This is a genomic window from Rhizobium sp. 0TCS1.26 (assembly GCF_050455525.1).
GTDB lineage: Bacteria > Pseudomonadota > Alphaproteobacteria > Rhizobiales > Rhizobiaceae > Neorhizobium.
Genome location: NZ_JBCIYV010000005.1, coordinates 74,668 through 93,621, shown reverse-complemented (window position 1 = coordinate 93,621; position 18,954 = coordinate 74,668). Strand labels below are relative to the sequence as shown.

General features: G+C 62.5%; 18 protein-coding genes. 8 read left to right on the top strand and 10 right to left on the bottom strand.

Going from position 1 to position 18,954, the window contains the following annotated elements:
* Positions 1 to 74: 74 nt before the first annotated feature.
* The 8 genes from AAIH46_RS20095 to AAIH46_RS20060 form a co-directional block, all read right to left on the bottom strand.
* The gene (locus AAIH46_RS20095) at positions 75 to 398 is read right to left on the bottom strand and encodes a hypothetical protein (RefSeq protein WP_430307846.1); all 324 of its coding nucleotides are present in this window, start codon (positions 396 to 398) and stop codon (positions 75 to 77) included.
* Positions 399 to 410: 12 nt separating this feature from the next.
* Complete coding sequence (locus tag AAIH46_RS20090; RefSeq protein WP_430307845.1) at positions 411 to 1,346, bottom strand: 2-hydroxyacid dehydrogenase; 936 nt, start codon at positions 1,344 to 1,346, stop codon at positions 411 to 413.
* Between the two features lie 30 nt (positions 1,347 to 1,376).
* Positions 1,377 to 2,090: an amino acid ABC transporter ATP-binding protein gene (locus AAIH46_RS20085; RefSeq protein WP_430307948.1), complete on the bottom strand. Its 714-nt coding sequence runs from the start codon at positions 2,088 to 2,090 to the stop codon at positions 1,377 to 1,379.
* A 92-nt stretch (positions 2,091 to 2,182) separates the two neighbouring features.
* The gene (locus tag AAIH46_RS20080) at positions 2,183 to 2,983 is read right to left on the bottom strand and encodes a transporter substrate-binding domain-containing protein (protein WP_430307844.1); all 801 of its coding nucleotides are present in this window, start codon (positions 2,981 to 2,983) and stop codon (positions 2,183 to 2,185) included.
* A gap of 51 nt (positions 2,984 to 3,034) precedes the next feature.
* Positions 3,035 to 3,691, bottom strand: a complete 657-nt coding sequence (locus AAIH46_RS20075) for an amino acid ABC transporter permease (RefSeq protein ID WP_430307947.1) — start codon at positions 3,689 to 3,691, stop codon at positions 3,035 to 3,037.
* Positions 3,692 to 3,706: 15 nt separating this feature from the next.
* Positions 3,707 to 4,375, bottom strand: a complete 669-nt coding sequence (locus AAIH46_RS20070) for an amino acid ABC transporter permease (protein ID WP_430307843.1) — start codon at positions 4,373 to 4,375, stop codon at positions 3,707 to 3,709.
* A gap of 108 nt (positions 4,376 to 4,483) precedes the next feature.
* Positions 4,484 to 5,521 carry a LacI family DNA-binding transcriptional regulator gene (locus AAIH46_RS20065; protein ID WP_430307842.1) on the bottom strand — a complete coding sequence of 346 codons (1,038 nt, stop codon included), beginning with the start codon at positions 5,519 to 5,521 and terminating at the stop codon, positions 4,484 to 4,486.
* 392 nt (positions 5,522 to 5,913) lie between these two features.
* The gene (locus tag AAIH46_RS20060) at positions 5,914 to 6,855 is read right to left on the bottom strand and encodes a bile acid:sodium symporter family protein (protein ID WP_430307841.1); all 942 of its coding nucleotides are present in this window, start codon (positions 6,853 to 6,855) and stop codon (positions 5,914 to 5,916) included.
* 228 nt (positions 6,856 to 7,083) lie between these two features.
* On the opposite strand from AAIH46_RS20060, the gene AAIH46_RS20055 reads away from it, so the two are divergent.
* The 5 genes from AAIH46_RS20055 to AAIH46_RS20035 all read left to right on the top strand — a co-directional run bounded on the left by AAIH46_RS20055 (position 7,084) and on the right by AAIH46_RS20035 (position 12,625).
* The gene (locus AAIH46_RS20055) at positions 7,084 to 8,469 is read left to right on the top strand and encodes a cache domain-containing protein (RefSeq protein WP_430307840.1); all 1,386 of its coding nucleotides are present in this window, start codon (positions 7,084 to 7,086) and stop codon (positions 8,467 to 8,469) included.
* Positions 8,469 to 9,134, top strand: a complete 666-nt coding sequence (locus tag AAIH46_RS20050; protein WP_430307839.1) for a response regulator — start codon at positions 8,469 to 8,471, stop codon at positions 9,132 to 9,134. Before AAIH46_RS20055 ends, AAIH46_RS20050 begins: the two co-directional genes overlap by 1 nt.
* 99 nt (positions 9,135 to 9,233) lie before the next feature.
* On the top strand, positions 9,234 to 9,782 hold the full coding sequence (locus AAIH46_RS20045; RefSeq protein WP_430307838.1) for a TRAP transporter small permease subunit: 549 nt from the start codon (positions 9,234 to 9,236) through the stop codon (positions 9,780 to 9,782).
* Between the two features lie 15 nt (positions 9,783 to 9,797).
* A complete protein-coding gene (locus tag AAIH46_RS20040; protein WP_430307837.1) occupies positions 9,798 to 11,426 on the top strand; it encodes a TRAP transporter large permease subunit in 1,629 nt (542 codons plus the stop codon).
* A gap of 83 nt (positions 11,427 to 11,509) precedes the next feature.
* Entirely contained in the window at positions 11,510 to 12,625 is a 1,116-nt protein-coding gene (locus AAIH46_RS20035; protein WP_430307836.1) for a TRAP transporter substrate-binding protein, read from the top strand.
* Between the two features lie 84 nt (positions 12,626 to 12,709).
* On the opposite strand, the gene AAIH46_RS20030 is transcribed toward AAIH46_RS20035, so the two are convergent.
* Complete coding sequence (locus AAIH46_RS20030) at positions 12,710 to 13,585, bottom strand: aldo/keto reductase family oxidoreductase (RefSeq protein ID WP_430307835.1); 876 nt, start codon at positions 13,583 to 13,585, stop codon at positions 12,710 to 12,712.
* 235 nt (positions 13,586 to 13,820) lie between these two features.
* On the opposite strand from AAIH46_RS20030, the gene AAIH46_RS20025 reads away from it, so the two are divergent.
* Complete coding sequence (locus AAIH46_RS20025; protein WP_430307834.1) at positions 13,821 to 15,443, top strand: ABC-F family ATP-binding cassette domain-containing protein; 1,623 nt, start codon at positions 13,821 to 13,823, stop codon at positions 15,441 to 15,443.
* Positions 15,444 to 15,506: 63 nt separating this feature from the next.
* Positions 15,507 to 15,959, top strand: coding sequence for a thermonuclease family protein (locus AAIH46_RS20020; protein ID WP_430307833.1), 453 nt, complete (start codon positions 15,507 to 15,509; stop codon positions 15,957 to 15,959).
* A gap of 54 nt (positions 15,960 to 16,013) precedes the next feature.
* Here the strand turns inward: AAIH46_RS20020 and acs are convergent, their stop codons facing one another.
* Positions 16,014 to 17,978, bottom strand: a complete 1,965-nt coding sequence (gene acs, locus AAIH46_RS20015; protein ID WP_430307832.1) for an acetate--CoA ligase — start codon at positions 17,976 to 17,978, stop codon at positions 16,014 to 16,016.
* Between the two features lie 220 nt (positions 17,979 to 18,198).
* Here acs and AAIH46_RS20010 point away from each other — a divergent pair, with 220 nt between their 5' ends.
* The gene (locus AAIH46_RS20010) at positions 18,199 to 18,900 is read left to right on the top strand and encodes a DUF1013 domain-containing protein (RefSeq protein WP_430307831.1); all 702 of its coding nucleotides are present in this window, start codon (positions 18,199 to 18,201) and stop codon (positions 18,898 to 18,900) included.
* Positions 18,901 to 18,954: the final 54 nt, after the last annotated feature.

Below are 18,954 nucleotides of genomic sequence, written 5' to 3'. Positions count from 1 at the left end.
GGAATCAGCCGACGGTCCTATCCGCCTTACTTGTCAGCAGGATAACAGAAGCTGCCGCCGATCTCTTCCCCCACTCAACCGAGCGCCAGGTCGAACACGTGATGGTGGATGTGACCGTCGAACATCTCGAGCAGGCCTTTGGTGACTTCACGGCTCTCGTAGCGGATCGGTGAATCCAGCGCGACGGCCAGCGCCTCGCGGCTGTCATACATGGTCGACAGCACCATCGGGTAGCTTGGAGCGCCTTCGTCCCGCTCGATGTGGTAGAGCACCCGCACTTCGCGGATCCCTGGGAAGGCGAGCCACATCGGCATCAGTCTGTTGCGGACATAGGCTTTGAAAGCCTCCTCCTGTCCCTCACGGATAGTGCCTTCGAAAAAGGCCTGGCGAATGATCATTCGAATGTCCTGTCAGTTGACGGTGGTCGCCGGCGTCTCGCCGCCGAAATGCGCGGCCAGGTTGGCGAGCACCATCTCGCCCATGGCAAGCCGCGTTTCGATCGTCGCGCTCCCCTGGTGCGGCATCAGCACCGTGTTCGGCGCGGTGAAGAATTCCTCGCGGATGTTCGGCTCATTGACGAACACGTCTAGGCCGGCGCCGGCAATGGATCCGTCGTTCAGCGCCGCAAGAAGCGCATCCTCGTCGATGACCGTGCCCCGGGCGATGTTGACGACGAAACCCTTTGAGCCAAGCGCCCGCAGAACCTCCGAGTCGACCACTTTACTGGTCGCAGCACTTGCGGCGATCGCAACGCAAAGCACGTCACTGTCTGCCGCCAGTTCGACCGGCGATGCGCAGGACTTCCACGGCGTATCCGCCACCGGTGACCGGTTCCAGTAGCGAACCTGCATGCCGAAGGCCTCCGCACGACGGGCAAAAGCCTTGCCGATCTGCCCGAGCCCGAGAATGCCGACGCGCTTGCCCGTCGGGCTTGTACCGAGCGGAAACGGCTCGTTACCCCACTGGCCGCCACGAACATAGGCGTCGCCGCACGGTACGTGCCGGAGCACAGCCAGCATCAGCGCGATGCCAATATCTGCGACGTCATCGGTAAGGACGCCGGCGGTGATGGCGACATCGATGCCGCGGCTGCGGGCGAATGGGAGATCGACCTTGTCGGTTCCCACACCGTTGACGGAGACGACGCCGAGAGCCGGCAGCTTCTCGATCCACTCGTTGGAGATCCCGGTGCCGCCGCCGGTCACCACGCCGCGGATATTCGGCAGCGCCGTTTCAATTGATGACACCTGCGCCGGATCGTACAGCCGGTGCACCGTGTAGAGAGCTTCCAGCCGTTCCTCGAACGGCGCCATCATCGGTTCAAGCAGCAGGACTTCGGGTTTCATGTCTGCATCCACTGTGAGGATTGTTACGGATCAGGAAATCTGGCCAAGGAAGGTTTTCAGCCGCTCGTTCTTCGGATCTCCGAAGAACGCCTCGGGCGTGCCGGTTTCGAGGATCTCGCCACGGTCCATGAAGATCACCCTGTCGGCCACCTGGCGCGCAAAGCCCATCTCGTGGGTGACGCACAGCATGGTCATTCCCTCGCTGGCGAGGTCGATCATCGTGTCGAGCACCTCCTTGACCATTTCCGGATCGAGTGCCGAGGTCGGCTCGTCGAACAGCATGATCTTCGGGTTCATGCAGAGCGCCCGGGCAATCGCGACGCGCTGCTGCTGTCCACCCGACAGCTGGGCAGGGTACTTGTCGGCCTGTTCGGGGATCCGGACCCGCTCCAGGTACCGGCGAGCGATCTGTTCGGCCTCGACCCTGGAGGTGCCCCGCACCTTCATCGGCGCAAGGGTGCAGTTCTCCAGCACGGTCATGTGCGGGAAGAGGTTGAACTGCTGGAACACCATGCCGGTTTCCTGCCGGACGATGTCGACGTTCTTGCCGCCTGCCGTCAGGTCATGGCCGTCGACGACAATCCTGCCCTTCTGGATCGTTTCCAGCTGGTTGATGCAGCGTATCAGCGTCGACTTGCCCGACCCGGAGGGGCCGCAGATGACGATCCGCTCGCCGCGCTGGACGGAGAGATCGATGTCCTTCAGGGCGTGGAAGGCGCCATACCATTTGTTGACGCCTTCCATCCGCACCACGAGGTCGGAAGCTCCTCGCACATCCGTCGCTGCGTTCGTTCCAACTTCACTCATGCGAGGACCTCCTTTCGATGATCGGGTGCTTACTTCTTGGTGGCTACGAAGTCAGGCAGCGGCGCACCGAGCCACTTTTCGTGGATCTTGTTGAGTTCGCCGCTTGCCTTCGCCTTGTCGATGAAGCCGTTGACGGCCGTCAGCAGTTCGGTGGATCCTTTGCGCACGGCAATCCCCTGAACCTGCTGGCTAAGCTGCAGCTTCTGATCGAAACGACCCGGCGCGGCCTTCTCGATCTGTGCGGCGACGACGTTGGAGACGCCGATCAGTTCGACCTGACCGGACAGCAGGGCCTGTACGGCACTGGCATCATCATCGAAACGCTGGATCTTTGCATCCTTCGGCGCCACCTTGGTGACGGCGGTATCCTGCGTCGAGGCACGCGCCACGCCGACGGTCTTGCCGGAAAGATCCTCCGCCTTCGAGACGCTCGTGCCGGTGGCGCCGAACACGCCGATCGAGATGCCGGCGTAGGGCTGCGAGAAATCGACGCTCTTGGCACGCTCCTCGGTGATGCCGAGCGAGGCGACGAGAAGATCAACCTGGTTGCTCTGCAGGTAGGGAATGCGGTTTGGCCCGGTGACCGGCACGATCTGAACCGTCACGCCCCATTCCTGGCCGAGCAGCTTGGCAACGTCGGCGTCATAGCCGTCAGGCTGGTTGGAGGTATTCATGATGCCGAACGGCGGGAAATCGACGAGCATGCCGACCTTCAGCGTGCCGGCGGACTTGATGCTTTCGACCGTCTGCGCCGAAGCCGTGGAAGCGGCAGCGCCGACCACCAAACCCGCGCCGATTGCGGCCATCACCATGCGTCTGGAGAAATTCATGTTCCTACCCTTTGCTGTTGTGCCGGCGTCCTCCCCCGGCGTTTGATCCCGTCAACGTGTGGTCGCGCGGGAGAATCGTACTTCCATCCGCCGCGCCAGCACCGACAGCGGCCAGCACAGAACGAAGTAGACGGCCGCCACAGTGCCGAACACCATGAACGGACTGAAAGTGGCATTGTTGATGATCTGCCCCTGACGGGTAAGCTCGGTAAAACCGATGATTGCCGCCAGGGATGTGCCCTTGATGAGCTGCACCAGGAAACCGACGGTCGGCGCGACGGCGATCTTCGATGCCTGCGGCAGGATGATGTAGCGCATGCGATTGAAGTAGCGCAGCCCGAGAGCGGTCGCGGCCTCCCGCTGGCCAGGCGGCACCGCGTCGATGCAGCCCCGCCAGATTTCGCCGAGGAAGGCGCTGGCGTGCAGCGTCAGGGCGACGGTTGCAGCAAGCCAGGGATTGATCGCGAAGCCCATGATGTTCATGCCGAAGAACACCAGGAAGAGCTGCATCAGCAGCGGCGTGCCCTGGAAGACGCGGATGAAAGCGGTGGCGATCAGGCGTGGCCATCGCGCATCCGAAACCCGCATCAGGGCGACGAACAACCCGCCGATGCCGCCGCCCGCAAAGGCGATCGCCGACAGTGCGATCGTCCACTGTGCGGCATAGACGATGATCCAGAATTCATTGATGCCGAAAGGTCTGATCAAAGGCATGTCAGGCTCCTAGCGGCTCAGGGGATATTTGAAAGCGGCCTTCTCGATAACCGAGAAGATCAACGAAAAGCCGATCGACATGACCAGGTACATCGCCGTGATGACGATATAGACCTCGAAGCTGGCAAACGTTTGCGACTGAAGATTATTGCCGGCAGCTGCCAGATCGTCGGCGGAGATGGCCGAAACGACGCTTGAGGTCAGCATCAGGTAGATGAACTGGCTGGTCAGCGACGGGTAGACGGTTCTGAGCGCCGGCTTCATGACGATGTAACGAAACACCTGAAGCTTGGAGAGGCCGAGCGCGGTCCCGGCTTCGACCTGGCCCTTCTGAATCGATTCGATGCCGGCGCGAATGATCTCCGTGCCGTAGGCGCCGAAATTGATGACCAGCGCCAGAAGTGCCGCGCCATCCGGCGACAGACGAAGGCCGAGCGATGGCAGGCCGAAGAAGATGAAGAAGATCTGCACCAGGAACGGCGTGTTGCGGATGATCTCGATATAGGCGTTGATGACCCAACGCAGCGGCGCCACGCCGGATGTCTTGCCGGCCGCGCAGATAACCGAAACGATCAATCCGAGGATCATCGATGCGACGGACAGCTGAATGGTCAGCCAGGCTCCGAGCAACAACTGGTCGAACCCCGCAAACACGGGCTCAAAGTTAAACACGTACAACTTGGGACCTCCCCCGCGGTTGTCGAAAGGGAAGCGCTCCTCGGCACCTCCTCTTCGTTTAGATCGATCTAAAAGCTTTCGAGGCCGGTCGTCAACACCTCTCCTTGCCTATTGTAGGGCGGAGACGGCGATCAGCCCACATGTCTGTCGGATGTGCAGGACACTTCGCGTCACGAGCCTGCGAGCCTCACGCCGCGGATCCGACAGCCGGTCGAGCAGCAACTGCGCCGCCGTCTGGCCGATCGTCACCGGTGCCGTCGAAACCGAGGTCAGGCGCGGGCGCATGGTTTCGGCGTCGCTGACGTCGTCGAAACCGATCAGAGAAATATCTTCGCCGATCCGCAGTCCGCGATCGTGCAGCCCGGCGGAAAGACCCAGTGCGACGACATCGTTGAAGCAGATGACGGCCGTCGGATGCTGATGGCCGTCAAACAGCAGCGATGCTGCTCCGGCGATCTCCCCGACGGGGTTCGGCACCCGGATGATCCGTAGCGGATCGAGGCCACGCGACAACATGGCGTCGCGGAAGCCATCGACCCTTTCGTTGTAGGCAGAGTGGACCGGACCGTGCACGGCAAACGCGATCCTGCGATGACCGAGCGCCGCAAGATGATCGACCGCCTGGGCGATGCCGCCGGCGTAATCGGCGCCCGCATAGTCAAACTCGTCTGAGACGTGACGAAGAGCCTGCACCAGCGGCAGGCCCGACTGGGCAAACTGCCGCATGAATTCGGGTCCGGTGTCGGCTGCCGGGCAGATGATGACGCCGTCGACGCTGTGTTCGCGCATCCGACGCATCATCATGTCCTGACGTTCGGCGCTATCACCGCTATTGCCGAGGATCACGACCATCCCCGCCGCATCGATGACGGCCTCGATGCCCGACAGCAGTTCGGCAAAGAAGGGATTGGTGAGATTGGGCACGATCACGCCGGCGGTATAGCTGCGCTCCGCCCGCAGTCTGGCAGCGCCCATGTTGTAGACATAGCCGAGGTCTCGCATCGCCTTTTCGACTCGCATCCGCGTTTCGGCACCGACCAGCGGGCTCTTGCGGATGACGAGCGAAGCGGTCGCACGCGACACGTTGGCGTGCTGCGCAACGTCGATCAGCGTGATGCGGGGCTTTTTTCGCTCTTCGAACGGCATCCTCATCTCTTAGCAGAGATCCGGCGATCTCGAACAGGTCTCACGTCACCACGTGCAGCAGCCGTCAGCCGAGCGACGTGTGACCGTTGATCAGCAGCGGCTTCGGCGTGTCCATGCAGCGTCCCTGCGGCGGCTGTCGCAGCCAGCGCCGCATCCAAGGTCCGTGGTTCCTGGCAGGCGCTGATGTAATTCCGACGACGACCTCGCCCTCAGCCTGCCTCGCGTCAGTCAGTGCCGCGACGCGGCTATGTTTGAGCGGTGTGGGAGCCATGACGTCAACCTCGTTGTGTTGAAGCCATCATAGCCAGATCGACAGAGGCGCCCGTTCGATTGCGTTTCGATGTGTTGCAGGTGACGACCGGACGTGTCGAACAACGTCCGGTCTTTAGCCGTCAGGCCTTGTCGACATGCTCCACCCGGCCCGAAAACCAGTTGGCCAGCAGCGCGCCGGAGATGTTGTGCCAGACGCTGAAGATGGCGCTCGGCACGGCGGCGAGCGGCGAGAAGTAGGCGGTGGCCAGTGCCGCGCCGAGGCCGGAATTCTGCATGCCGACCTCGATGGCGATCGCCTTGCGCTTGGCAAGCGACAGGCCGGACGCTCTGGCCGCGAAGAAACCGAGCAGGTAGCCAAGGCCGTTGTGCAGGACGACGACCGCAAAAATCATCAGGCCGGACTGGACGATGGCGCCCTTCGAGGCACCGACGACGGCCGAAACGATGAGGACGATGCCGATGACGCTGACGAGGGGCAGGGCAGGGACCGCCGCCTTGACGAGGTTCGGCAAAAGCTTCTGCAGCGCCGCGCCGAGCGCCAGCGGCACCAGCACCACCTTGACGATGCTGAGGAACATCGCCCAGCCGTCGACCGGCAGATACTGGCTGGCAAACATCCAGACCAGGAACGGCGTCACGATCGGCGCCGCGAGCGTCGTCACCGAGGTGCAGGCGACCGACAGCGCCACGTCGCCCTTCGACAGGTAGGTCATGACGTTGGACGAGGTGCCGCCGGGGCAGCAGCCGACGAGGATGACGCCTGCGGCGACTTCCGGCGGCATCGGGATGATCCAGGTCAGCAGCACGGCGAGCAGCGGCATGATGATGAACTGGCCTAGCACGCCGATCGACACGTCAAAGGGCCGCCGCAGCACTTCTCGGAAGTCGTCGACGGATAGGGTGAGACCCATGCCGAACATGATGATCGACAGCAGCGTGACGATCCATGGCGCGATCTGCTTGAACGTATCGGGGAAGAAGAAACCCAGAACTGCAAACAGGATGACCCAGGCCGCAAAGGTTCGACCGACGAAAAATGAGATGGATGCCAGAAGCTTCACAGGCGCACTCCGAAATAAAACAGATGGCGAGGTCTATGCAGCAAGATAGGCAAGTCAAGGCCACGCGAAGCTCGACCCGGCCTGTCGCTGCGTTTCCCGCACCCGCCGCGCCCGAAATGCCCTGTTTGTCAGCAGCCAGCTGGCAAAGACCAATCCGACTATTCGGCATCCGCTCTCGAAATGTGGTATCCGACATCGAGTCTGACCAATGCCTTGGAGGAAGCAGCGGTGCACCTACGCCACCAGATCGTCGCCCTTGCCATCGTTCCGCTCGTCGTCGCGATCCTGACGATCACCGCCTTCATCACCTGGCAATCGACGCGACTGGCCCAGAGCAGCATCGAGACCTTCGAGCGCAACATGCTGAAGGCGAAGGAGACCGAGCTCCTCAATCTCACCAACCTGGCGCTTTCCGCCATACGCGATGTCTACGAGGATGCCGGCGCGGACGATCAACAGGCCAAGGACCGCGTAAGGTCCATCCTCACCGCGCTCGACTATGGCAAGGACGGCTATTTCTTCGTCTACGACTATGACGGCAACAATATTGTTCATCCCCGCCAGGCCTTCCGCGCCGGACACAACTGGTTCGACCTTGTCGATCCGGACGGCGACCAGGTGATTGCCAACCTGATCGGCAAGGCGATCGAAGGCGGCGGCCTGCACCAGTACAAATGGGAAAAACCGTCCAGCGGCGAGATGGCCGACAAGCTGTCGTTTGCGGCGGGGCTGAACAAGTGGCGCTGGATGGTCGGCACCGGCGTCTATCTCGACGACGTCTACGCCCAGACCACTGCCGCCAAGGCCGACATGCGGCAGAACATCCGTCGGACGTTCACCATCGTCGCCATGATTGCCGTGCCGGCCGTGCTCGTGGTGTTCGCCACCTGCATCTGGATCACCCTTCACGAGCGCCGGCTTGCGGACGAAAAGCTGAGGGCGCTGACGCAGCGCGTCATCGATACGCAGGAAGAGGAGCGCGCAAGGCTTGCCCGCGAACTGCACGACGGGATCTCGCAGAGCCTGGTGGGCGTGCGCTATGCCATCGATCTTGCAAGCCGTAAGACAAGCAGCCAGGCGGACGATGCCGCAGCGGCTATCGGTCGGGGCGCCGATGCATTGAACGGAGCGATCAAGGAGGTGCGGCGGCTGTCGCACGAGCTGAGGCCGCGTGTGCTCGACGATCTGGGTCTGACGCCGGCGCTGAAATCGCTGACGGAGAACTTTGCCGAGCGAACCGGGATCGCCGTCGCCATCGAAGCGGAGACGCCCGACCGGCTGAAGCCGGAGGCCAGCACCGCGCTTTACCGCATCGCCCAGGAGGCGCTGACCAATGTCGAGCGGCATTCCGGCGCCACCCGCGTCGAGATCCGCCTGTGGAGCGAGCGGGGACGGATGCGGATGACGATCGCCGACAACGGCAAGGGGTTCGGCGGTGCGGGCGGCGGCGACCAGCCGATGTCGCGAGGCCTCGGCCTGCGCAACATGAAGGAACGCATAGGGCATTTCGGCGGCATCTTCCTGGTCCGCTCCTCGGATACCGGAACGACACTGACCGCCATGCTGCCGAAATCCGCCGGTCAACCTGCCGCGCCATTGCAGGAGGCAAGCTGATGGCATCCCGCCGCATCACGGTGCTGCTGGTCGACAACCATCCCCTGGTTCTCGAGGGGCTGAAGGCGCTTCTGGATACCTATGGCCATATTGAGGTGGTGGGCACGGCGGTTCATGCGATCGCAGGGTTGGAGGAGGCTAGACACACTCTGCCGCAGGTGGTGCTGATGGACATCAACATGCCCAAGATGAACGGCATCGATGCCATCGAGCTGTTCAAGTCGGCAGTCCCCGACACCCGTATCCTGATGCTCTCCATGCACGACAACCGCGAATATATTTCGGCATCGGTAATGCGGGGCGCCTCCGGCTACATCCTGAAGGACGTCCCAACGGAAGAGATCGTTGCGGCGATCGAAACGGTCGCAGCCGGCGGCACCTACTTCTCGTCGGGAGTTTCAGACGCATTGCTTGCGGGCAGGCGACAAGAGAGCGACGACAGGCTGACGTCTCGAGAGCGCGACGTGCTGATCAGGCTTGCGGCCGGGAGCAGCAATCGCGACATTGCCGATGCGTTGTCGATATCGCCGGCAACGGCGGAGACGCATCGCAAGAACATCAAGAAGAAGCTCGGCATCGCAACGACCGCAGGCCTGACCCGCTACGTCCTGGAAAATGGATTGTCGGCAACCGGCACGCGACCGGATCTACCCATTTCTGGGTAGCAGGCCTCACTTGCCGCCAACCTCAGCTTGTTCTGCTAAAACACGGGACGTACCAGTGCATCCATGGCTCTTCCGACAGGGCTTTGGGAGGATACTGATATGTCTGGGCTGCTGGCGCTGTCGCGTTTCATCGACGCGGCGAACACGTTTATCGGCAAGGCGGTTTCCTGGCTGATCCTGCTGGCGATCGTCATCAGCGCGGTCAACGCCACGACCCGCAAGCTTTTCAACATGAGCTCCAACGCCTGGCTCGAAGCGCAGTGGTACCTGTTTTCGGCGGGTTTCCTGGTGGCGGCCGGCTACACGCTGCTGAACAACGAGCACGTCAAGGTCGACCTCGTCTATGGCCGCCTGTCGCGCCGGACGCAGCTGTGGATCGAGATCCTCGGCACGCTGTTCTTCCTCTTCCCGTTCTGCCTCATCACGATCTATCTGTCCTGGCCGCGCGTGACCTCCAAGTTCATCAGCGGCGAAATCTCCAACAACACCGGCGGACTCTTGCTTTGGCCCGTCTGGGCGCTGATCCCGCTGGGCTTCGGGCTGCTGGCTCTCCAGGGTCTGTCCGAACTCATCAAGCGGATCGCCATCCTGCGCGGCGACATGCCGGACGCCATCGCGCTGGCCGACGCCGAAGCATTGACCCTCTAAGGCAGGATCACCTCCATGTTCGCATTCTTCGCAGAGAACCTCGCGCCGATCATGTTCCTGTCGCTGATCGTCGTGCTGCTGCTCGGCTATCCGGTTGCCTTCGCGCTCGCCTTCGTCGGCTTTGTTTTCGGCTTCATCGGCATCGAGATGGGTCTGCTGCCGGTCAATCTGTTCGGCGCCATCCCCGATCGCATCTTTGGCCAGATGTCCAACGAGACGCTCCTCGCCATTCCCTTCTTCACCTTCATGGGACTGATCCTCGAGCGAAGCGGCATGGCCGAGGACCTGCTCGACACGATCGGCCAGCTTTTCGGTCCGGTGCGCGGCGGCCTTGCCTTTGCCGTCATCTTCGTCGGTGCCATCCTTGCCGCCACCACCGGCGTGGTCGCCGCCTCGGTGATCTCCATGGGCCTGATCTCGCTGCCGATCATGCTTCGCTACGGCTATGATCGGCGCGTGGCCGCAGGCACGATCGCGGCATCTGGAACGCTGGCGCAGATCATTCCGCCGAGCCTCGTGCTGATCATCCTTGCCGACCAGCTCGGCCGCTCGGTCGGCGACATGTACAAGGGCGCGCTGATCCCGGGCCTGCTGCTGGTCGCCGCCTATGCCGGCTACATCATCCTGATGTCGTTCATCCGCCCGGCGAGCGTCCCGGCGCTTCCCCCCGAAGCGCGTTCGCTGCGCGGCTGGAAGCTGTTCCAGAAAGTCATCATTTCGCTCGTTCCGCCGCTGGTGCTGATCTTCCTGGTCCTCGGCACGATCTTCATCGGGCTTGCCACCCCGACGGAAGGCGGCGCGATGGGTGCCGTCGGCGCGCTTGCACTTGCAGCGCTCAACCGCCGCCTGAACCTCGACATGATCAAGTCGGCGCTCTACGCGACCGTCAAGCTGTCGTCCTTCGTCATCTTCATCCTGCTCGGCGCCCGCGTCTTCTCGCTGACCTTCTACGGCGTCAACGGCCATGTCTGGGTCGAGCACCTGATGACGTCGGTGCCGGGCGGCGAGGTCGGCTTCCTGATCGTCGCCAACCTGCTGGTGTTTTTCCTGGCCTTCTTCCTCGATTATTTCGAGCTGGCCTTCATCATCGTGCCGCTCCTGGCGCCGGTGGCCGACGCCCTGGGGATCGACCTCATCTGGTTCGGCGTCATGCTGGCGATCAACATGCAGACCTCGTTCATGCATCCGCCTTTCGGCTTCTCGCTGTTCTACCTGCGCTCCGTGGCGCCCACCCGGGCCTACAAGGACAGGATCACCGGAGCAACGATCCAGCCGGTGACCTCCGGGCAGATCTACATGGGCGCCCTGCCGTATCTCGCCATCCAGCTGGTCATGGTCATCATCGTCATCTCGTTCCCGGGCCTCGTGACGCACTACAAGTCCGGCGCCGTGGCGGTTGATCCGTCGACGATCCAGCTGAACGTTCCGATGCCCGGCAGTGACGGCTCCAACCCGTTCGGCACGCCAACGCAGCCGTTCGGAGCACCCGATCCGTCGACCGATACCCCGGCGGCGCCGACGTTCGGTGCCCCGCCCCCAAGCTTCGGAGCTCCTGCACAGTCCACTGAACCGGCACCGCCCAGCTTCGGGTCGCCAACCCCCAGCTTCGGCGCACCGCCGCCGCCAAGTGGGACCAACCCCTGACGAAATTCCGACGCAACGCGCGTCGGCGTGAATGACCACGGCCGGATCTGCCGGCCATGGATACCCAAACGGAGGAGGATGAAATGACGAAGGACGTAAACCGTCGTGGCTTTCTGACCAAGGGAGCGATTGCCGGAGCCGCGACAGCGGCTGGCTCTGCGCTTGCCGCACCCGCCGTTGCGCAGGAGATGCCATCGATCCGCTGGCGCCTGACATCGGGCTTTCCGAACAACCTCGACACCATCTATGGCGGCGCTGTCGTCATGGCCGAGGCGCTGTCGAAGATGACCAACGGCAAGTTCCAGATCCAGGTGTTCCAGGCCGGGGAAATCGTGCCGGGTGCCCAGGCCATCGATGCGGTGAAGGAGAACACCGTCGAGCTGGCGCATACCTGCGGCTACTATTTCACCGGCAAGGATCCGACATTCGCCATCGGCTCGACCATTCCGTTCGGCCTCAACGGCCGCCAGCAGAATGCCTGGCTCTATCACGGCGGCGGCAACGAGGCCTATAACGAGTTTCTCTCCAACTACGGCGTGGTGGGCATTCCCGGCGGCGCGACCGGCGCCCAGATGGGCGGCTGGTTCCGCAAGGAGATCAAGAGCGTCGCTGACCTCAAGGGCATCAAGATGCGTATCGCGGGCGTTGCCGGCGAGGTGATGTCGCGGCTCGGCGTCGTTCCGCAGCAGCTTCCCGGCGGCGACATCTATCCGGCACTCGAACGCGGGACGATCGATGCTGCCGAATGGATTGGTCCGTATGACGACGAGCGGCTCGGCTTCTACCAGATCGCCAAGAACTACTATTATCCAGCCTATTGGGAAGGCGGGCTGACGATCCACTTCTTCATCAACCAGGCACAGTATGCCGGCCTGCCGGACGCCTACAAGGCCGCTCTCGACACCGCCTGCAAGGCGGCGAACATCAACATGCAGGCACTCTACGACGTCAAGAACACCTCGGCCATCCGGTCGCTGGTCGGCAAGGGCGTCCAGCTTCGTCCGCTGCCGCGCGACGTGATGGATGCCGCCTACAAGGCGTCGTTCGACCTCTATGCGGAGTACAGCCAGAAGCACCCGGCCTGGGCGAAGATCTATCCGGGCTGGAAGAAGTTCCGCGACGAGAGCTTCGAATGGTTCCGGGTCGCCGAGTACAGCTACGACAGCTACATGTACGCGGCGCAGGCATCCGGTCGATAAGTCGGGGCGCCGAACCAAATCCCGGCCCAACGTAACAGCTCCGCGACGACAAGCTGCCGTCGCGGAGCTTTCAACATGACTGGCTTATGCCGCCGCCGCGATACCCTCAAGTTCGCGCATCACGTCTTCCGACAGTGTCACGTCCGCCGCCGCGCAGTTTTCCCGCAGATGTCCACGCGAGGATGTACCAGGGATCAGCAGGATATTCGGCGAGCGCTTGAGCAGCCAGGCCAGAGCCACCTGCATCGGCGTTTTGCCAAGCCGCATCGCGACATCGCTCAGCGTCGAGGACTGCAGCGGCGAGAAGCCGCCGAGCGGGAAGAACGGAACGTAGGCCGTGCCTTCGCGTGCAAGCTGGTCGATCAGGGCATCATCCTCCCGGTGCGCCAGATTGTACTGGTTCTGCACGCAGACAATCTCCGTGATCCTGCGGCCGTCTGCGACCTGCTTTGCGGTGACGTTCGAGAGGCCGATATGGCGAATGAGGCCCTGCTGCTGCATCTCGGCAAGAACTGTCAGCGGCTCTTCCAGCGACCCTTCCGCCGGCCCATGGATGTCGAACATGGCGCGCAGGTTGACCACCGCAATCGAGTCGAGCCCGAGGTTCGTCAGGTTGTCGTGGATGGCTTTCGTCAGCGCCTCCTTCGAGAAGGCTGGGTCCCAGGACCCTTCCGGACCCCGCGTCGCACCAACCTTGGTGACGATCATCAGATCGTCCTTGTAGGGGTGCAGTGCCTCGCGGATGATCTGGTTGGTGACGTGCGGGCCGTAAAAGTCGCTGGTATCGATGTGGTTGATGCCGCTTCCCACCGCCTCGCGCAGGACCGCGATGGCTTCCGCCCGATCTCGCGGCGGACCGAAAACGCCCTTTCCGGCAAGCTGCATGGCGCCATATCCGAGGCGGCGAACGGTGAAGCTGCCGAGATTGAAGGTGCCTGAGGATTGGATGCTGCTGGTCATGCTCGACCTCCTGTTGCTGATGAGCGCAAGGTAAGGCACCCGCTGCTGGATGATAATCGGCTACAATCCGCACGGCTTGTCCGGCCTGGCGCACAATGGCAACAAACTGATCCACCGGTCACCGCTGCTGCTGGCGCTGCTGCCACGCTCCGGTTTTTTCAGCCGCAGGACGGCGACAGACGGTGGCCCCCCGTGCCATAAGGCGCGCTGACAGACAGACCGGGCCGACAAAGACATGATCCGCATCGAGAATATCAGCAAGTCCAACAGCCATCGCATCCTCTACATCGAGGCCTCCGCCGCTCTCAATCGCGGCGAAAAGATCGGTCTCGTCGGCCCGAACGGCGCAGGCAAGACGACGCTGTTCCGGATGATCACCGGCGAGGAGATGCCCGACGAGGGGCAGGTGGCGGTCGAGAAGAACGTCTCCATCGGCTACTTCAACCAGGACGTCGGCGAGATGTCCGGGCATTCGGCGGCAGCCGAGGTGATGAACGGTGCGGGACCTGTGAGCGAGATCGCCGCGGAGCTTCGTGACCTCGAGGCGGCGATGGTCGATCCGGACAGGCTGGATGAGATGGACCAGATCATCGAGCGCTACGGCGAGGTTCAGGCTCGTTACGAGGAACTGGACGGCTACGGACTCGAAGGCCGGGCACGCGAAGTTCTGGCCGGCCTCAGTTTCACCCAGGAGATGATGGACGGCGACGTCGGCAAGCTGTCGGGCGGCTGGAAGATGCGCGTTGCGCTCGCCCGCATCCTGCTGATGCGCCCAGACGTGATGCTGCTCGACGAGCCGAGCAACCACCTCGACCTGGAAAGCCTGATCTGGCTGGAGGATTTCCTCAAAGGCTACGACGGCGCGCTGCTGATGACGTCGCACGACCGCGAGTTCATGAACCGCATCGTCACCAAGATCATCGAGATCGATGCCGGTGCGCTCAACACCTATTCCGGCGACTATGGCTTCTATGAGCAGCAGCGGGCGCTGAACGAGAAACACCAGCAGGCACAGTTCGAACGGCAGCAGGCCATGCTCGCCAAGGAGCTGAAATTCATCGAGCGCTTCAAGGCGCGCGCTTCGCACGCCTCCCAGGTGCAGAGCCGGGTGAAGAAGCTCGACAAGATCGAACGCGTCGAGCCGCCGCGTCGCCGGCAGACCGTGGCCTTCGACTTCCTGCCGGCACCGCGATCCGGCGATGACGTCGTCAGCCTCAAGAAGGTGCACAAGCGCTACGGCAGCCGGGTGATCTACGAAGGCCTCGACTTCATGATCAAGCGGCGCGAGCGCTGGTGCATCATGGGCGTCAACGGCGCCGGCAAATCGACGCTGCTGAAACTGGTGACCGGCTTTACCGATCCGGAAGAGGGCAGCGTCAACGTCGGAGCGAGCGTCAAGACCGGCTACTTTGCCCAGCATGCGATGGATGTTCTGGACGGCGACAGTACCATCCTGCAATGGCTGGAGGAGCGTTTTCCCAAGGCGGGCCAGGCGCCGCTGCGCGCGCTCTCGGGCTGCTTCGGGTTCTCCGGCGACGACATCGACAAGCGGTGCCGGGTGCTGTCGGGTGGCGAGAAGGCGCGGCTGGTGATGGCCGCCATGCTTTTCGATCCTCCGAACTTCCTGGTGCTCGACGAGCCGACCAACCACCTCGACCTCGACACCAAGGCGATGCTGATCAAGGCGCTGTCGTCCTATGAAGGCACCATGCTATTCGTCAGCCACGACCGGCATTTTCTCAGCGCGCTCTCGAACCGGGTGCTGGAGTTGACGCCGGACGGCATCCACCAATATGGCGGCGGCTACACCGAATACGTCGAACGCACGGGCTACGAGGCTCCGGGAATTCTGCGCTGACAGATCGATTATAGGCGCGTATTCCTATTGACGTCGGCAGCTATTAAGGAATATTTTCCTCTCATGCTGTTACGCCCTCACCAAGTCCTGGTTTTTCTCCCGGCGCTGATCCTGGCGCCGGTGTCGGTGCACGCCGAAAACATTATCGACGGGCCGGTGATCGCTGAAATCCTGCGGGTGATCGACGGCGATACGATGCTGGTGACGGCGCGGCCATGGCCGCAGCAATCCATCGAAGTCTATGTTCGGCTGCGTGGCATCGATACACCCGAACTGCGATCATCCTGCACGGCGGGGCGTGACGCTGCTGCGGCCGCCAAGCAGCGGCTGGAAAGCCTGGCAGCCGCCTCGCCGCGCGTGAAGCTGACGCGGATCGCCGCCGACAAGTATTTCGGCCGCATCATTGCCGACGTGGTGATGGCGGATGGGCGTGATCCCGCCAGGGACATGCTGCAGGCGGGGCTAGCCGCCGGCTACTCCGGCAGCGGCCGCAAACACGACCTGTGCGACGGCTGATCCTTTACGCGGCGACGACCGGGTAAGGCCGCCGCCGCTTGAAGAATTAAGGGGTCAAGCCGCCGGTGCAGCCGCCTTGTTCTGGCGGTTCTCGATCAGGTCGTCGACAACCGCCGGATCGGCGAGCGTCGAGGTATCGCCAAGCGCTCCGAAATCGTCCTCGGCAATCTTGCGCAGGATCCGCCTCATGATCTTGCCCGAGCGGGTTTTCGGCAGGCCGGGCGCGAACTGGATCTTGTCCGGCGTGGCGATCGGGCCGATTTCCGAGCGCACATGCTTGACGAGATCCTGGCGCAGCGCCTCGTCTCCCTCGTGGCCAGCCATCAGCGTGACATAGCAGTAGATGCCCTGGCCCTTGACCGCGTGCGGATAGCCGACCACGGCCGCCTCGGAAACCAGTGCATGCGATACGAGCGCCGATTCCACCTCCGCCGTGCCCAGCCGGTGACCGGAAACGTTCAACACGTCATCGACGCGGCCGGTAATCCAGTAGTAGCCATCTTCGTCACGTCGGCACCCGTCACCGGTGAAGTACTTGCCCTTGTAGGTGGAGAAATAGGTCTGCACGAAACGCTCGTGATCGCCGTAGACACTGCGCATCTGGCCGGGCCAGCTGTCGGCGATGCACAGATTGCCGTCCGCCGCGCCCTCAAGGACATTGCCTTCGTTGTCGACGAGTTCCGGCTTGACGCCGAAGAAGGGCAGGGTGGCCGATCCCGGCTTCAGGGCGGTTGCCCCCGGCAGCGGCGTGATCATGTGGCCGCCGGTCTCGGTCTGCCACCAGGTGTCAATGACCGGGCAACGCTTGTCGCCGACGACGTTGTAGTACCATTCCCAGGCTTCCGGGTTGATCGGCTCGCCGACCGTGCCGAGCAGCCTGAGGCTTGAGCGCGAGGAACGGGTGACGAAGTCGTCGCCTGCACCCATCAGCGATCGGATCGCCGTCGGCGCCGTGTAGAAGATGTTAACCTGGTGCTTGTCGATGATCTCCCAGAACCGTCCCTGGTCGGGGAAATTCGGCACCCCTTCGAACATCAGCGTCGTGGCGCAGTTGGCGAGCGGCCCGTAGACGATGTAGGAATGTCCGGTCACCCAGCCGACGTCGGCCGTGCACCAGTAGATGTCCCCGTCATGGTAGTCGAAGACGTATTCGTGAGTCATCGCCGCGTAGACGAGGTAGCCGCCAGTGGTGTGCAGGACACCCTTTGGCTTGCCCGTCGATCCGGAGGTGTAGAGGATGAACAGCGGATCTTCCGCCTTCATCTTCACCGGCTCGCAGTGGCCCTTCACGGCCGCGATTTCCTGATGGTACCAGAGGTCGCGGCCGGGCGCCCAGTTGGTCTTGCCGCCCGTGCGGCGAACGACCAGCACGTTGTTGACGGTCACGTACTGGCGCGCGGCGATGTGGATCGCCTTGTCGGCATTTTCCTTGAGCGGCACCGGCTTGCCGCCGCGCACGCCCTCGTCGCAGGTGATGAGGAAGGTCGACTGGCAGTCGACGATACGGCCCGCCAGCGCTTCCGGCGAGAAGCCGCCGAAGACCACCGAATGCACGGCACCGATGCGCGCGCAGGCAAGCATCGCATAGGTCGCTTCAGGTATCATCGGCATGTAGATGGTGACCCGGTCGCCCTTCTTCACGCCACGCTTCTTCAGCACGTTGGCAAGCCGGCAGACCTGATCGTACAGCTGGTTGTAGGTAATCTTCTTGTCGATGTAGGGGTTGTCGCCTTCCCAGATGATCGCGGTGCGCTCACCATGCGTCTTCAGGTGCCGGTCGATGCAGTTATAGGAAACGTTGGTGAGGCCGTCTTCGTACCACTTGATTGGTACCTTGCCCCTGAAGGACGTGTTCTTGACCTTGGTATAGGGCTTGAACCAATCGATCCGCTTGCCGTGCTTGCCCCAGAACTTATCCGGATTCTCGATGCTTTCCTCGTACCATTTCAGATAGGTATCGCGATCGATCAGCGCCTGGGACTTGACCTGCTTCTGTACGGGATAGAGCTTCTCGGACATCCATTCCTCCTCATGCAATCCACCGCCCGTCGCAACGAAAACGGCTCCCTCGGTTACTTCATATCAGGTGGGGCGATGGCGACAATTAGACAAACGGTCATTGCGCCGGAAGAATTGCAATTTCATCTTAATGCAGTTATAGAGCCCCATAATTCCCGGAAATTTGTGGTTACAGCCCACGGCCCGCGACACCGGCGCGGACGATAGAAGGATCATATCCATGGCTCAACAATTGCTCATGCCGAAAGCAACGGCGGTCTGGCTCGTCGATAACACGGCGCTGTCCTTCGATCAGATCGCCCAGTTCTGCAAGCTGCACCCCCTGGAAGTGAAAGCGATTGCCGACGGCGAAGCTGCACAGGGCATCAAGGGGCTGGATCCCATCGCTACCGGCCAGTTGTCGCGCGATGAAATCGGCCGCGCCGAACAGGACGTCAATTACCGTCTGAAGCTGTCCGACCCGAAGGTTCGCGTTCCCGAATCGAAGCGCCGTGGGCCTCGCTACACGCCGGTTTCCAAGCGCCAGGATCGTCCGAACGCCATTCTCTGGCTGGTTCGCAACCATCCGGAACTGAAGGACATGCAGATTTCGCGGCTGGTCGGCACGACCAAGTCGACGATCGAGCAGATCCGCGATCGCAGCCACTGGAATTCGGCGAACCTGACGCCGATGGACCCGGTGACGCTCGGCCTCTGCAGCCAGATCGATCTCGATCTTGAAGTCGAACGCGCTTCGAAGAACCGTCCGTTGCCGACCGCGGCCGAACTGGGCGCAACCCTCCAGGCTGCCGCCGAGACCGAGAACCTCGGCTATCGCTATGAGCGCCCGGAAGAGAAGGAAATCGACGCGGATGCCGTGTTCGCCAAGCTCTCGTCGCTGAAGTCGACGACCCGCGACACGGACGAAGACGAAAACTTCTGATCCGTTCTGTCAGCCACGCCTCTGAAAGCCGGCCATGTGCCGGCTTTTTGCTGC

Bases quoted from the DNA above. Each gene is read 5' to 3' on its own strand.
- AAIH46_RS20095 (WP_430307846.1), bottom strand. From the start codon at position 398: ATGATCATTCGCCAGGCCTTTTTCGAAGGCACTATCCGTGAGGGACAG.
- AAIH46_RS20090 (WP_430307845.1), bottom strand. From the start codon at position 1,346: ATGAAACCCGAAGTCCTGCTGCTTGAACCGATGATGGCGCCGTTCGAG.
- AAIH46_RS20085 (WP_430307948.1), bottom strand. From the start codon at position 2,090: ATGGAAGGCGTCAACAAATGGTATGGCGCCTTCCACGCCCTGAAGGAC.
- AAIH46_RS20080 (WP_430307844.1), bottom strand. From the start codon at position 2,983: ATGAATTTCTCCAGACGCATGGTGATGGCCGCAATCGGCGCGGGTTTG.
- AAIH46_RS20065 (WP_430307842.1), bottom strand. From the start codon at position 5,521: ATGCCGTTCGAAGAGCGAAAAAAGCCCCGCATCACGCTGATCGACGTT.
- AAIH46_RS20050 (WP_430307839.1), top strand. From the start codon at position 8,469: ATGGCATCCCGCCGCATCACGGTGCTGCTGGTCGACAACCATCCCCTG.
- AAIH46_RS20045 (WP_430307838.1), top strand. From the start codon at position 9,234: ATGTCTGGGCTGCTGGCGCTGTCGCGTTTCATCGACGCGGCGAACACG.
- AAIH46_RS20040 (WP_430307837.1), top strand. From the start codon at position 9,798: ATGTTCGCATTCTTCGCAGAGAACCTCGCGCCGATCATGTTCCTGTCG.
- AAIH46_RS20035 (WP_430307836.1), top strand. From the start codon at position 11,510: ATGACGAAGGACGTAAACCGTCGTGGCTTTCTGACCAAGGGAGCGATT.
- AAIH46_RS20030 (WP_430307835.1), bottom strand. From the start codon at position 13,585: ATGACCAGCAGCATCCAATCCTCAGGCACCTTCAATCTCGGCAGCTTC.
- AAIH46_RS20025 (WP_430307834.1), top strand. From the start codon at position 13,821: ATGATCCGCATCGAGAATATCAGCAAGTCCAACAGCCATCGCATCCTC.
- AAIH46_RS20020 (WP_430307833.1), top strand. From the start codon at position 15,507: ATGCTGTTACGCCCTCACCAAGTCCTGGTTTTTCTCCCGGCGCTGATC.
- acs (WP_430307832.1), bottom strand. From the start codon at position 17,978: ATGTCCGAGAAGCTCTATCCCGTACAGAAGCAGGTCAAGTCCCAGGCG.
- AAIH46_RS20010 (WP_430307831.1), top strand. From the start codon at position 18,199: ATGGCTCAACAATTGCTCATGCCGAAAGCAACGGCGGTCTGGCTCGTC.